This window comes from Micromonospora desertarenae (assembly GCF_056150265.1).
On record NZ_JAXCFQ010000020.1, the window covers coordinates 1 to 13,114 of the forward strand.

At 72.2% G+C, this 13,114-nt stretch carries 17 protein-coding genes and 1 tRNA gene; 8 read left to right on the forward strand and 10 right to left on the reverse strand.

The window, feature by feature from the left end; translation table 11 throughout:
- The 3 genes from SM577_RS29340 to SM577_RS29350 all read left to right on the forward strand — a co-directional run.
- Positions 1-208, forward strand: a 208-nt coding sequence (locus tag SM577_RS29340; RefSeq protein ID WP_474588502.1) for an N-acetyltransferase family protein, incomplete at its 5' end; no start/stop codon positions are given.
- Between the two features lie 806 nt (positions 209-1,014).
- The gene (locus tag SM577_RS29345; RefSeq protein ID WP_474588503.1) at positions 1,015-1,653 is read left to right on the forward strand and encodes a competence protein CoiA family protein; all 639 of its coding nucleotides are present in this window, start codon (positions 1,015-1,017) and stop codon (positions 1,651-1,653) included.
- A 180-nt stretch (positions 1,654-1,833) separates the two neighbouring features.
- Positions 1,834-2,454 carry a hypothetical protein gene (locus SM577_RS29350; RefSeq protein WP_474588552.1) on the forward strand — a complete coding sequence of 207 codons (621 nt, stop codon included), beginning with the start codon at positions 1,834-1,836 and terminating at the stop codon, positions 2,452-2,454.
- Positions 2,455-2,739: 285 nt separating this feature from the next.
- Here the strand turns inward: SM577_RS29350 and SM577_RS29355 are convergent.
- Together SM577_RS29355 and SM577_RS29360 are read right to left on the reverse strand one after the other, a co-directional pair.
- A tRNA-Val gene (locus SM577_RS29355) sits at positions 2,740-2,811 on the reverse strand.
- A gap of 51 nt (positions 2,812-2,862) precedes the next feature.
- Entirely contained in the window at positions 2,863-3,447 is a 585-nt protein-coding gene (locus SM577_RS29360) for a PGPGW domain-containing protein (RefSeq protein WP_474588504.1), read from the reverse strand.
- Positions 3,448-3,720: 273 nt separating this feature from the next.
- On the opposite strand from SM577_RS29360, the gene SM577_RS29365 reads away from it, so the two are divergent.
- A complete protein-coding gene (locus tag SM577_RS29365; RefSeq protein WP_007457244.1) occupies positions 3,721-4,152 on the forward strand; it encodes an SsgA family sporulation/cell division regulator in 432 nt (143 codons plus the stop codon).
- Positions 4,153-4,253: 101 nt separating this feature from the next.
- Here SM577_RS29365 and SM577_RS29370 read toward each other — a convergent pair whose 3' ends face one another.
- Positions 4,254-5,030, reverse strand: a complete 777-nt coding sequence (locus SM577_RS29370; protein ID WP_474588505.1) for a glucose 1-dehydrogenase — start codon at positions 5,028-5,030, stop codon at positions 4,254-4,256.
- A gap of 235 nt (positions 5,031-5,265) precedes the next feature.
- Here SM577_RS29370 and SM577_RS29375 point away from each other — a divergent pair, with 235 nt between their 5' ends.
- The 3 genes from SM577_RS29375 to SM577_RS29385 are packed head-to-tail and all read left to right on the forward strand — an operon-like array spanning position 5,266 to position 7,134.
- Positions 5,266-6,165: a helix-turn-helix domain-containing protein gene (locus SM577_RS29375; protein WP_302917421.1), complete on the forward strand. Its 900-nt coding sequence runs from the start codon at positions 5,266-5,268 to the stop codon at positions 6,163-6,165.
- A 7-nt stretch (positions 6,166-6,172) separates the two neighbouring features.
- Positions 6,173-6,628 (forward strand): RrF2 family transcriptional regulator, encoded by a 456-nt coding sequence (locus tag SM577_RS29380; protein ID WP_302917422.1) that lies wholly within the window; start codon positions 6,173-6,175, stop codon positions 6,626-6,628.
- Positions 6,628-7,134 (forward strand): GNAT family N-acetyltransferase, encoded by a 507-nt coding sequence (locus SM577_RS29385; RefSeq protein ID WP_302917423.1) that lies wholly within the window; start codon positions 6,628-6,630, stop codon positions 7,132-7,134. The genes SM577_RS29380 and SM577_RS29385 overlap by 1 nt, the downstream gene beginning before the upstream one ends.
- A gap of 37 nt (positions 7,135-7,171) precedes the next feature.
- Here the strand turns inward: SM577_RS29385 and SM577_RS29390 are convergent, their stop codons facing one another.
- The 7 genes from SM577_RS29390 to SM577_RS29420 all read right to left on the reverse strand — a co-directional run bounded on the left by SM577_RS29390 (position 7,172) and on the right by SM577_RS29420 (position 12,670).
- Positions 7,172-7,789 carry a malonic semialdehyde reductase gene (locus SM577_RS29390; protein WP_474588506.1) on the reverse strand — a complete coding sequence of 206 codons (618 nt, stop codon included), beginning with the start codon at positions 7,787-7,789 and terminating at the stop codon, positions 7,172-7,174.
- Complete coding sequence (locus SM577_RS29395) at positions 7,786-8,358, reverse strand: flavin reductase family protein (protein WP_302917425.1); 573 nt, start codon at positions 8,356-8,358, stop codon at positions 7,786-7,788. Before SM577_RS29395 ends, SM577_RS29390 begins: the two co-directional genes overlap by 4 nt.
- Positions 8,355-9,689 carry an LLM class flavin-dependent oxidoreductase gene (locus SM577_RS29400; RefSeq protein WP_302917426.1) on the reverse strand — a complete coding sequence of 445 codons (1,335 nt, stop codon included), beginning with the start codon at positions 9,687-9,689 and terminating at the stop codon, positions 8,355-8,357. Before SM577_RS29400 ends, SM577_RS29395 begins: the two co-directional genes overlap by 4 nt.
- A gap of 11 nt (positions 9,690-9,700) precedes the next feature.
- The gene (locus SM577_RS29405; RefSeq protein WP_302917427.1) at positions 9,701-10,555 is read right to left on the reverse strand and encodes an ABC transporter permease; all 855 of its coding nucleotides are present in this window, start codon (positions 10,553-10,555) and stop codon (positions 9,701-9,703) included.
- Positions 10,548-11,438, reverse strand: a complete 891-nt coding sequence (locus SM577_RS29410; RefSeq protein WP_302917428.1) for an ABC transporter ATP-binding protein — start codon at positions 11,436-11,438, stop codon at positions 10,548-10,550. Before SM577_RS29410 ends, SM577_RS29405 begins: the two co-directional genes overlap by 8 nt.
- Complete coding sequence (locus tag SM577_RS29415; RefSeq protein WP_302917429.1) at positions 11,435-12,463, reverse strand: ABC transporter substrate-binding protein; 1,029 nt, start codon at positions 12,461-12,463, stop codon at positions 11,435-11,437. Before SM577_RS29415 ends, SM577_RS29410 begins: the two co-directional genes overlap by 4 nt.
- A 129-nt stretch (positions 12,464-12,592) precedes the next feature.
- On the reverse strand, positions 12,593-12,670 hold the full coding sequence (locus SM577_RS29420; RefSeq protein WP_349881247.1) for a putative leader peptide: 78 nt from the start codon (positions 12,668-12,670) through the stop codon (positions 12,593-12,595).
- 237 nt (positions 12,671-12,907) lie between these two features.
- On the opposite strand from SM577_RS29420, the gene SM577_RS29425 reads away from it, so the two are divergent.
- Positions 12,908-13,087 (forward strand): DUF4236 domain-containing protein, encoded by a 180-nt coding sequence (locus SM577_RS29425; RefSeq protein ID WP_155333237.1) that lies wholly within the window; start codon positions 12,908-12,910, stop codon positions 13,085-13,087.
- Positions 13,088-13,114: the final 27 nt, after the last annotated feature.

Below are 13,114 nucleotides of genomic sequence, written 5' to 3' on the forward strand. Positions count from 1 at the left end.
AGCCGCCGAACGCCGTGCCGGCTCACAAGGCGCGAAGAAAGTCGGACTGCGCGTCCTGGCCACCAACACCGGCGCCATACGGCTCTACGAACAGCACGGCTACACCGTCGAAGGCCGACACGTCAACGAGTTCCTGATCGACGGCACCTACGTCGACGACATCAGCATGGGCAAGTGCCTGACGCCGTCCTCGCGACGGAGCGTCTGAGGTAATGAGCAGACGCGCCAGCCCCACCTACGCAGCCAACTGCTGCGCCGCTACCGCGACGCACACCCCACCGAAAAGCCCACCCCGGCTGCCGCCCGCACCGCCGGGCAACTATCCGCCGCCGCCGCGGACCTGCGCGCCCAGCGAGAACGACGGGACGCCGAGCAGCGTGAACGCGCCCGGATTCGCCGGGATCGGTCCGCAGCAGCCGCCCGGCAACGGCACCTCGACACTCTCGCAGTTGACCAACCCGTCGCATGGCAGCGGGTCGCCGTACTCATCGCCACGAAGAAACCCCGCGAGTACGACACCGCTGTACAACTCCTCGTCGACCTGCGCGATCTTGGCGAACGCGACGGAGACAGCTCATCGCCCCGATGGTGTCAACCATCCGTTTAGCCGCGCAAGGCGCGGTAGCGTCTGCGGGCGGCCCACCCTGAGTACTCAAACCAGGGCCAGCTACTGCCGTAGGTTGGATCGAGTGCTCGACCTGCCACTGTCGTCCGCCTTCGTGATCTTCGACGCTCAGGGCTCTGGCCGATACCCTCGGAAGACGGCGCATGGAAGTTTGCCGATTCGGATGGCTGAGCACCAGAACCGCAGCCCTGGGGGACCAGTGACCCAAACTGTCTGGCAACAGCTCGACCCGGTCACCTACAACGACGGGGTGTTCTACGTGCCCGCCAAGGTCGAGTTGCAGCCACGGCTGCCCGACTGGGGGCATCCCGACGAGCCTGACCTGCGTGACCGCTTGGTCAATGATCGTCCCCACGGCATGGCGGTGAAAGCTTCTCTGCCTGCTCTGCATGCGTCATCAAGCCCAGAAAGGACTCCCCCGGGCCCCGGTCTGGCTGACCTTCGTGGAGGGGTGGTACGGCCCGACGTTCCGGCACGAGGACGGGCGCTCGCCGCACCCGGAACACCAGCCGGAGAGCGATACGCACAAGGCGCTCAAGGAGCGCAAGGCCCGCACGTGGATGTCCGTCGGCGGCACCGTAGAGGTCGAGGTGTGGCGTCCACGCGCCCGCCGCCGTCCGGACGTCGTGGCCGTCGGCCCAGTGCTGACCGTGGCTGGCGAGATCCAGCACTCCAAGGAGACCCCGCGGACCATCCGGGCCCGACAGCGGGCGCTCCACAAGGCTGGCGACCGCGTGGTGTGGACCACCGACCGCGGCGCCGACGACATCACTTTCCTGCGCCCGGTGCCGCACCTGTCAGTGCCCGCTCTCAGCGACCATCGCCTCTACCTGACTGAGCCCCGGCTAGAGATCGGCGCGGGCGCCATCATGTTCGAGACGCAGAGGGTGCGGGTGGGCGGACCTCTGGACCGGAACGAGCCGCTGCCCGGTCACCCGCAAGGCCGTACCATGCGGCCGCTTGCACCTCTACCCGACGTTCAACCCCCGCAGCTACAGCCGCCAGAAGGCCGCCACGACCCGCTGTGACGCCACCGCCATGCCGGCCACCCCGAGCACCCCCGCATTCCCGTGCGGTCCGCGCCCTCACCTGGACCACCTGCTGGAGGGCATCCTGCACGGGTCCTGGCTACCGTACCGGTACCGCGACCGCGTCACCTGGATCACGGCCGACGCCCACAAGGACGTCGTCGCCGAGCGGGCGGGACCGTGGAGCTGGCCGAGAACGGCAGCGCCCCACGCCGTGACCGGACGGGTGAACGGGCCTGCGAGCGCCGATACGGAACAGTCATCGCTCAGGGCGACGCGCCCGAGGTAAAGAACCTGCTCCTGTGCTGCGGCGAGAAGCCGCCAGGACCTGCCGGTCAACCGCTGGTTCTCGCCTGCAGCTTTGCCCGAAGTCGCCGACCTACTACCGACGCGACGAACTGGACCGCACTCGGGTCTAGAGCTGACGCCCACAAGCGGCGGCGCCTGAGCTGCGACGACCGCTCGGCGGCCGCCGTGGTCGAGCAGCAGCGGCACGTCGTAGACGGACAGGTCCAGCCGTGGGCGCAAGTGCCGGACCGGGTGCCGCTTGCGGTGGTGCTCGTACGCGGCGTCGACGTCAAATTTCCGCCACCACTACCGGCTCCACCTCCTGGTAGCGCAGGCGCTCGGGCCGGTCGAGCTGCCCGGACCAGCTCGCCCGAAGCGGCTGTGCTTTGGGTGCGCGAACGCGCCGCCTGGCAGCTGCCCGCGCCCGGTCCGTCGATGCTGATCCCGACCTCGAACCCGGAAGCGGTGAACAGCTCGCACCGCTGTCGGTTGATTAGCGTCGCGTTCATCTGAATCTCATGACGCACCGTTCGCAGCGACGGCTATCGGTCAGGCCGGTTGGCCATAGCCGCGACGTCCTCTCGTCACTCGGTGTCGATGGCGGTACATCGAGCTCTCGATCAGTCGGCGGGCCGGGTCCAAACCGGGCACCGGGTGCAGTTGCCGGGAGGCCTGGGCAGTCGGACGCCAGAACCCGGGCGCTGTGCTCCCAATCTGCTCCCAAGTTAAGGGGCAGCAACGCGAAAGCCCGTTACCGGTGGTTCCGGCGACGGGCTCGCTACCTGCAAATATTTACGGTGGGCGATACTGGGATCGAACCAGTGACCTCTTCGGTGTGAACGAAGCGCTCTCCCGCTGAGCTAATCGCCCTCAGCGCGGATGACTGTACCTGATCGGCTGCCGTCCCTGCGAATCCGGGGGTCAGTGCGTCGCGAGGTAGTGCAGCGCCCGGGCGACCACGTCGATGCCGAGGCTGTACTTGAGCGACAGCCAGACCACCGTGGCCACGAAGAGCAGCCCGACGGACCCCAGCACGAACCGTACGCCGAGTGATCTTCCCTTCACCCACTGCGTCCAGCCGTGCACGTGCCGGCGGGTGAAGCCGAGCAGCCGGCGGGCCCAGTGGAACTCCACCGCCCAGATGCCCAGCCCGGCGATCACCAGCAGCCAGCCCGGCCCGGGCAGCGGGATGAGGGCGACGCCGATGGTCACCACGAGGGCGCCGGCGATGGCGATGAAGATCTTGAGGGCGACCCGGCCGGTCGGGTTGGCGCGGATCAGGTCCAGCGTCATGCTGACCCGCTGCCGCCAGCGCGGCCGGGGCCGCCGGTCGGCCACGGCGGTGCCGCCGGCGCGCCCGGGCGCCCCGCGCCCGGCCTCCGGCTGGCCGTGCCGGTCGTGCTGTTCCATCGGCACCCCGTACCCCCGCTTTTCGGCTGCTCGGGCCGCGACGTTCGGCGGCCGCGACGCGGCCATCGGATCCACTGAGGATCGTTTCGTGCCCATTTCCACCCCCAGTGTCGCGCGGAACCGTCACCCCTTCCGACGACTGGACGTTACCGGAGTAAGTCGACGACTGAACCACCCGATGCCGGGCGGGATCACGCACTGGGCAGAACCGGAAATGCTACATGAATTTTCACATTCTGGCGGCTCTTCCGACCCCCTTCCCACCACTGGGTGAAGTCAGCGTATGGCGGAGCGTAGCCAGGAGTAGCACCTGAGTATGGGAAAAGCGGGACACGCGCGTTCCGCAGCGGTGCCGGGGGGAGAACGTCCATGAGTGTCATCCGACCGACGACCGTAGAGGTCGAGACGTCGCTAAGGCTCGTCGCGCCTGACGCCACCGCCTTGCCGGTGCGTGCCAGCCTGCGCTACGACCCTGCTGACCCGTATGCGGTCCATGTCCTGTTCCACGCCGAATCGGCCGGCGGCGAGGCGGTGAGCTGGTCCTTCGCCCGCGAACTGCTGGTCACCGGTCTCGACGAGCCGGCCGGCATCGGCGACGTGCGGGTCTGGCCCTGGGCCACCCCGCGCGGGGACTTCGTCGCGCTGGCGCTGTCGTCGCCCGACGGCAACGCCCTCTTCGAGGTGCCGCGCAGCGTCCTGGTGCGCTTCCTGCGGCGGACCTACGTCGTCGTCCCGCGCGGCCGGGAGGCCGAGCACCTGGACGTCGACACCGCGGTGAACCGGCTGCTCGCCGGTCGCTAAAACCGGAACAATCGGTCAGTCGGGGCCGCGCGGACCTGCCGAGTCCGCGCGGCTCCGGCTCACCCGGTGGTACGCGGGCAGCCTCCCGCCGCGCGCCGGGCTCAGCCGTGGGTGGTGATGCCCCCGTCGACCGGGATCACCGCGCCGGTCAGGTACGCCCCGGCCCGCGACGACAGGTAGATGGCGGTGCCCGCCATGTCCTCGGGCCGGCCGATGCGGCCCAGCGGCACCTGCGACTCGATGGCGGCCCGGGACTCCGGGTCGTCCAGCGCGAACGCCATCATCTTGCTCTCGAACGGCCCCGGCGCGATCGCGTTCACGGTGATCTGCTCGCCGGCGAGCTGGTGGGCCAGGCTGCGGGTGAGCATGTGCACGGCCGCCTTGGTGGCCGAGTACGCGTACACCTCCATCCAGGGCACCCGGATGCCGTCGATCGAGCCGATGTTGATCACCCGGGCCGGGTCGTCGGCGCTGGCCGCCGCCCGCAGCGCGGGCAGCAGCGCGGTGGTGAGCCGGAAGACGGCCTTCACGTTGACCGCCCAGAGCTTGTCGAACGCGCTCTCCGGGTACGCCTCCAGCGGCGCGCCCCAGGTCGCACCGGCGTTGTTGACCAGCACGTCGAGCCGGTCGACCCGCTCCCGGACGGCCGCCGCGAGGCCCTCGGCGCAGGCGTCGTGGCCCAGGTCGGCCGGGATCGCCTCGCAGCGTCCCTCGGCCGACAACTCCTTGGCCACCCGCTCGCAGACGTCGGCCTTGCGGGACGAGATGATCACCCGCGCGCCGGCCCTGACGAAGCCCTGGGCGATCATCAGGCCGATCCCCCGGGAGCCGCCGGTGACCAGGACCGTCTTGCCGTCGACCGAGAACAGATCCGTCATGCCCATCCCATCGCCCGTCGCCGCTACCGCTCGGTAACCTAACTCTCCCCCAGGTCCCGGACAACCCCCACCCGCCGCCGCGACCGCCCGCTTTCTCCGCAGGAGTGCCGTTCTGCGCGAACGGGCCCGTGGGGCGCTGTCCGCCGGGACGGGGTGTGTCGGGCACCCGACGGGCCGGGCCACGGCGAGGCTGTCGAGGTGCGCCGGCCGGCGCCGCGGGCTACCGTCGCAGGCGATGGTCTCTTCCGGTCAGCTCTCTCCGGCGTCGTACCCCACCGGTGCGCCCTGCCCCGCCGAGATCGACACCCTCACCCTGGGTGAGCTCGCTCCGGGCCCCGGCTGGCGCCGTCCGCTGCTGCTGGAGCGGGAACTGCTCGTGCTGACCACAGGCGGACACGGCACCGCCGAAGTGGACTTTCGCGCACTGCCCTGCCGGCCCGGCACGCTGCTGCGGGTGCGCGCCGGGCAGGTGCTGCGCTGCGCCGGGGCGCACCTCGACGCCACGGTGGTGCGCTGGCCGGCCGACGCGCTGCGCGGGCTGGACGTCGACCCGGACGCGGCGCCGACCTGGCTGCAACTGGCCGGCGAGGACGAGGACGCGGTGATCACCGAGGTCAGCCAACTCTCGGTGGACTGCCAGCGGCACCGCGGCACGCCGGCCGCCGGCGCCCTGCTCCGGCACCAACTCGCCGTGCTGCTGATCCGGCTGGCGCTGCTGCCGGCCGACCGGCCGGCGCCGCGCGCCGAGACTGCGACCTTCCACCGGCTCTGCCGGGAGATCGAGCGCGGCTACCAGCACACCCGCCGGGTCGAGGACTACGCCGACCGGCTGGGCTGCTCGGTCCGGACCCTCACCCGGGCCTGTCTCGCGGTCACCGGGCGCAGCGCCAAGCAGGTGGTCGACGAGCGGGTCGCCCTCCAGGCCTGCCGGCTGCTGGCGGCCACCGACGAGCCGATCGCCCGGATCGGTCGCCGCCTCGGCTTCTCCGAGCCGACCAACTTCGGCCGGTTCTTCACCCGCGAGGTCGGGGTGAGCCCGGGCGCGTTCCGGGCCGCCCGCGAGCAGCCCGTCGCGGGGCCGGTCGTCCGTCCCCGCCGGCCCGCCGACCCGCTCACCGGCGCCGGCCCGGCATGATGGCCCGGTGCAGATCTCGGCGCGCGGCGACTACGCGGTCCGGGCGGCGTTGAGCCTCGCCGCCGCGTACCCCCGGCTGCTCTCCACCCAGACCGTCGCCGCCGAGCAGGACATGCCGCGCAAGTTCCTCGAGGCGGTCCTGGCCGACCTGCGGCGGGCCGGGATCGTCCAGGCGCAGCGCGGTGCCGAGGGCGGCTACACCCTGGCCCGGCCGCCGCGCGAGGTGACGGTCGGCGCGGTGCTGCGCGCGGTGGACGGACCGCTGGCCGGGGTGCGCGGCGTACGACCGGAGCAGACCCGCTACGACGGCGCCGCCGAGCACCTGCCGGGGCTCTGGGTCGCGGTGCGCGCGGCGGTGCGCCGGGTGGTCGACGAGGTCAGCCTAGCCGAGATAATCAGTGGCCGGCTCCCCGCGCACGTGCGTAGGTTGACCGCCCTGCCCGACGCCTGGGAGCCGCGCTGATGCCCACCCCCACCCTGCACACCGACCGGCTGCTGCTGGAGCCCTACCGGCCGGGCGACGCCGAGGACTTCGTCACCCTCTTCACCGACCCGGAGGTCGGGCGGTTCATGGGCGACGGCCCGCTCACCGCCGAGGAGGCCGGCGCGCTCTTCGGCCGGGTCTTCACCAAGGTCTACGCGGCCGACCTGTTCGACGTCTGGGCGGTGCGCCGCGACGGCCGGTACGTCGGGCACGCCGAGATCAAGCGGACCGACCAGGTGGCCGGCCACGAGATCATCTACGCGCTGGCCAAGCCGGCGTGGGGCGGCGGCCTCGGCACCGAGCTGGCCCGGGCCCTGGTCCGGTACGGCTTCGACACCCTCGACCTGCCCCGGGTGTACGCGACGGTCGCCGACGCCAACCGCGCCTCCCTGGCGCTGCTGGGCAAGCTCGGCTTCGCCCACGAGCGGGACATCGTCGAGGACGACGGCAGCGTCACCCGGGTCCTCGCCGTCGACCGGGCCTGATCCCGCCGGCGCCCCGGACCGGCCCGGCCGGCGGGGCTCAGATCGTGCTGATCACCTCCCCGGCGTCGAGGCGGGGCAGCCGGTCGTGCCACGCGTCCGGCCCCGGGTGGCCGATGTTCATCAGCAACAGCACCTCGTGCCGGCCGTCCGGAAAGAACTCCCGCCGTACGCCGGCGGCGTCGAAGCCGGACATCGGACCGGCCGCCAGCCCCGCCGCCCGGACGCCGACCACCAGGTAGCCGATCTGGAGGGTGGCGTTGAACCGGGCCTGGGCGGCGCGCTCGGCCCGGTCGCCGAGCCAGTCGCCGGCCCGCGGGCGGTGCGGGAACAGCTCGGGCAGCCGCTGGTGGAAGTCGACGTCGGCGGCGAGCACCGCGACCAGCGGTGCGGCTGCCGTCTTGGCCCGGTTGCCGCCGGACAGGTACGGCAGCAATCGGGTCCGGGCCGCCGGTGAGCGGAGCAGCAGAATCCGCAGCGGCTGGCCGTTGAGCGCGGTCGGGCCGTACCGCACCAGGTCGTGGATGGCGGCGACCTGCGCCTCGGTGACCGGCTCGGCGGTGAACGTGTTCGCCGTCCGGGCCGCCCGGAAGAGCAGGTCCTGGGCGGCCCGGTCCAGGGCGAGCAGGTCACCGGGCGGCGCCGACGCGAGGGTCACGCCGGCACCACCGACCCGGCGGTGGTGTAGCCGCCACGGTGGTAGACCAACGGTCCGCCGTCCTCCCCACCGTCCAGGGCGATCGGTTCGGCGATCACCACGGCGTGGTCGCCGGCGGGCACCCGCTCCACCACCTGGCAGAGCAGCCGGGCCAGCACCCCGTCCAGCAGCGGCACCCCGAACGGCCCGGCCGTCCACCGCGGGTACGCGGCGAACCGGTCGATCCCGCTGGTGGCGAAGACCCGGGCCGCCTCCCGCTGCCCGGCGCCGAGCAGGTGCACGGCGACGTGGTCGGCGCGCGCCAGCACCGGCCAGCTGGACGACGCCAGGCCCAGGCAGAACGAGACCAGCGGCGGGTCCAGCGACACCGAGGTGAACGAGGTCGCGGTGAACCCGGCGCGCAGCGGCGCCGCCAACCCGCCGAGGCACGCCGCCTCGGTCTGCCGGGCCACGGCGGTGACCACGGTGACCGTGGCGGCCTGCCGGCGCAGCAGGGCCCGGAACAGGTCCCGGTCCGCCGGCAGCAGCTCGGCGCCCGCCGCCCGGGGGCGCTGCTCCACGGTGGTCACGCCGGCACCAGGGCGGACGGGGCGTACGAGCTGGCCGGGCGGGGCAGCCCGTAGTGCTCGCGCAGCGTGCGTCCGGTGTACTCGTGGCGGAAGAGGCCGCGGGCGCGCAGCAGCGGCACCACCTGGTCGACGAAGTCGGTCAGGCCGCTGGGCAGCAGCGGCGGCATGACGTTGAAGCCGTCCGCGGCGCCCTGGGTGAACCACAGCTCGATCTGGTCGGCGATCTGCTCCGGGGTGCCGGCCACCACCCGGTGGCCCCGGCCCCCGCCGAGGCGGCCGATCAGCTGCCGCAGGGTGAGCCGTTCCCGCCGGGCCAGCTCGACGACGAGCTGGTAGCGGCTCTGGTGCGCCTGCACGGTGTGCGCCTCGGGCAGGTCGGGCAGCGGGCCGTCCAGCGGGTACCCGCTGAGGTCGATGCCGGTCATGCCGGACAGCTGGGCGAGGGCGTGCTCGGGGACGATCAGCGCCTCCAGTTCGGCGGCCAGGGCGTGCGCCTCGGCCTCCGTACCGCCGATCACCGGGGCGATGCCGGGCAGCACGGTGACCAGGTCGGGGTCGCGGCCGGCGGCGGCGGTGGCCCGCTTCAGCTCGGCGTAGAACGCCTGCCCGTCGGCGAGGGTCTGCTGGGCGGTGAAGACCGCCTCGGCGTACCGGGCGGCGAAGGCGATGCCGTCGGCGGAGGAGCCGGCCTGGACCAGCAGCGGCCGGCCCTGCGGCGGGCGGGGCGTGTTCAACGGCCCCCGGACCGTGAACGTCTCGCCGGCGTGGGCCACCTCGTGCACCCGGTCGGTGTCGGCGAAGATCCCGGCGGCGGGGTCCAGGACCAGGGCGTCGTCCTCCCAGCTGTCCCAGAGCTTGATCGCCACGTCGACGAACTCGGCGGCCCGCCGGTAGCGGTCGGCATGGGCCGGGTGCTCGTCGAGGTTGAAGTTCCACGCCTCCCGCGGCTGGGCGGAGGTGACGATGTTCCAGCCGGCCCGCCCGCCGCTGAGGTGGTCCAGCGAGGCGAACTTGCGGGCCAGGTTGTACGGCTCGTTGTAGGTGGTGGAGGCGGTGGCGATCAGGCCGATGTGCTCGGTGGCGGTGGCCAGCGCGGCGAGCAGGGTGAGCGGTTCGAAGACGGCCTGGATGTTGTGCCGCACGGCGGGCCCGACGGCCAGCCCGTCGGCGAGGAAGACGGAGTCGAGGGTGCCGCGTTCGGCGATCCGGGCCAGTTCCTGGAAGTGCCGGACGTCGGCGATCCGTCGGGGGTCGGTGCGGGGATGGCGCCAGGCGGCCTCGTGGTGGCCGACGCCCATCAGGAACGCGTTCAGGTGCAGGGTGCGGGACATGGCGGTTCCTCTCAGGCGGTGACGTCGACGCGCCAGGTGGAGAAGCGGCGCTCGACGGCGACGAGGAGCTGGTTGACGACGAGACCGATGGCGGAGATGGTGATGATCCCGGCGTACATGTCGGGGATCGCGAAGTTGTACTGCGCGTAGTTGATGAGGTAGCCGAGCCCGGCCTTGGCGCCCACCATCTCGGCGGCGACCAGCACCAGGATCGAGTACGCCCCGGCCAGCCGGACGCCGGTGAAGATGGTCGGCACCGCGCCGGGCAGGATCACCTTCTGGAACAGCCGCAGGTGGTCCAGCCCCATCGAGCGGGCGGAGCGGACCAGCAGGGGGTCGACCCCCTTCACGCCGGCGACGGTGTTCAGCAGGATCGGCCAGGAGCAGGCGTAGAGCACCAGGGCGATCTTCGACGTCTCGCCCAGGCCGAGGATCAGCACGAAGACCGGCAGCAGGGCCAGCGCGGCGGTGTTGCGGAACACCTCCAGCAGCGGGCTGAGCAGCTCCGCCAGTGGCCGGTACCAGCCGATCAGCAGCCCCAGCGGGATGGCGGTGAGCACCGCCAGACCGAGCCCGGTCAGTGACCGGGTCAGGCTGGCCCCGACGTGGTCGGCGAGCTGGCCGCTGCGCAGCAGCTGCCCCCAGGCCCCGAGCACCTCCGACAGCGGCGGCAGGAAGACCCGGTCGACCAGGCCGGCGCGGGGCGCGGTCTCCCAGACGGCGGCCAGCGCGAGCAGCGCGGCGGTACGGTGCAGCGCGCGACCGCCGAGGCCGAGCAGCCGGCTGGCCGGTGCGGGCGCGTCGACCGGCGCCGGAGGTGCGGCGGCGGCCGCCAGTCGGGTGGGTCGTTCGGCGATGTCAACCAACGCGGGCCTCCTCGGCGCGGACCGGTGCGGACGTCCCGCGCCCGGCGGGGGCTTCCTCGGTACGGGTGGTCGACGGCCGTTCGGCCGCCTGGGCCGCGCGCACCTCGTCCCGCAGCAGGGACCAGATCTGGTGCCGGTGGTGCCGGAAGGCGTCGCTGGAGCGGACGTCCGCCACCGCTGACCGGTCGCCGAGGTCGATCTCGATGACCTGCTTGACCCGCCCCGGGCGGGAGGTCATCACCGCGACCCGCTGGCCGAGGTGGACGGCCTCGTCGATGCCGTGCGTGATGAAGACGATCGTCTTGCCGGTGCGTTCCCAGATGCGTACCAGCTCGTCCTGCAACGAGTCGCGGGTCTGCGCGTCGAGCGCGGCGAACGGCTCGTCCATGAGCAGGATGTCCGGGTCGTAGGCGAGGCTGCGGGCGATGGCCACCCGCTGCTTCATGCCGCCGGACAGCTCGTGCGGGTAGCGCTCGGCGAAGCCGCGCAACCCGACCAGGTCGAGGTGGCGCGCGACCAGTTCGGCCCGGTCGGCCCGGGGCACGCCCTTGGCCTCCAGCCCGAACGCGACGTTGCCGGCGGCGGTGCGCCACGGCAGCAGCGCGTACTGCTGGAAGACGATGCCGCGGTCCAGGCCCGGTCCGGTGACCGGGCGGCCGTCGACCAGGATCTGCCCGGCGGTCGGCTTCGACAGGCCGCCGAGCAGGTCGAGCAGGGTGGACTTGCCGCAGCCGCTGGGGCCCACGACGACCAGGAACTCGCCGGCGCGTACGCCCAGGGTCAGCCGGTCCACGGCGGTGACCGCGCCGCCGGTGGCCCGGCGGGCGGCACCGGCCGGGAAGGTCTTCGTCACCCGGTCGAAGTAGATCTTGTCGGTGGTCACGCGCCACCCCCGTCGGCGAACGGGTTGTACCGGTTGGTGTAGACCTCGCCGGGCGCGGGTTTGTCGCCCTTGAGTTCGCCCTCGGCGGCCAGCCAGTCGATCCAGGTGGCGAACTCCTGGTCGGTGATCACGCCGCCCCGGCCGGCCACCCCGCTGCTCTTCCAGTACCGCACCAGCGAGGGGTCCTCGTTGCGGCCGCGCTTGGCGATGATCGCCTCGAACCGGGCCACCACCGTCTCCCGGGGCTGGGTGCGGGCCCACTCGATGGCCTTGCCGACGCCGGTGACGAAGGTCTTCACCGTCTCCGGGTTGCGCCTGATGAAGTCGTCGCGGAACACGTACGCGCCGGCGCTGAACGCGCCGAGCAGCTCGTAGTCGGTGAAGACGGTGCGGATGCCGCCGTTCGCGACGGCCTTGTCGCGGATCACCCCGCCGAGCACGGCGACGTCGATCTGCCGCTGGCGCAGCGACTGTTCGATGTTGACCGGCGGCAGCGCGACCAGTTCGACCTGCCGGATCTCGGCCGGGCTGAGCCCGCCGCCGGCCAGCCAGGTCTTGAGCACCGCCTCGGCGTGCGCGCCCAGGGTGTTCATCGCGACCTTGCGGCCGATCAGGTCGCGCGGGCCGCGGATCGGGCTGTCGTCGAGCACGTAGTAGCCCTGGAAGCTCTGCGCGTCGGAGCCGTAGTAGCTGACCACAGCGGTGATCGGCGCGCCGGCCGAGGCGAGCTTGACGATGGCGCCGTTGAACGCGCCGCCGAAGTCGCTCTGCCCGGTGGCGGTGGCCTGGACGTCCTGCGGGCCGCCGGTGACGTTGCCGATCCAGTCGAGTCGGACGTCGCCGAGGTAGCCGAGGTCCTCGGCGAGTTCGGGCAGGGTGACCTGCCCGACCGAACCCTGGTAGCGCAGTTCGGTCACCTGCTCGCCGCCGGCGGTGGCCCGCCCACCGCATCCGGTGGCAGCGAGGACGACCAGCGCGGCGGTGGCGGCGAGGGTACGGGTGCGGGCACGACGGGGTGGGGACATGAGGTCTCCTGATCTGTCCACAGTCGGTGGGAGGGGCCCGGAGGAGGGCGCGACGGCACACCGCTCGGCGATGAGCGGGGGTGCGGTGAGAGGGCGGCGAGGTGGACCGAGGCGAAGGCGCCGGTCAGCTCAACAGAGCGCGCTCGCGTGCCGGACCAGGTCGACGTGCACGCGAGCGGTGAGGAGAAGCTCGTCCCGCTGCGACATGACCACATGCTGCCGGCGCCCGGACGACCCGGTCAACGCCCTTCCGAAAGATGAGACTCGCGTCGCTGCCTTTGTTACAACCCGTCGCTACCAGCGTTTATCCATCCGCAACACCTATCTGGTGGATAGGAATTGCTGGCCGCCACCGCCTCCGGCTGGATCGGGTTTCGCGAATCGCGCTCCCGGGCAATGTTCGGTTTGGACACGGCAGGGAATGGTGACGAAGGGAGCCCCGCGATGGGTCTGATGTTCCGCAAGCGCAAGAAGTACGGGCCGATCATCCTGAACTTCACCGAGAACGGTTTCTCGTCCTGGAGCATCAAGATCGGTCGCTGGTCCTGGAACTCCCGGGCTCGGGCGCACCGCGTCGACCTGCCCGGCCCGCTCTCGTGGAAGCAGGACAAGTCCCGGACCTGACGTCCCGGACGTCGCGCGGGGTGTCGG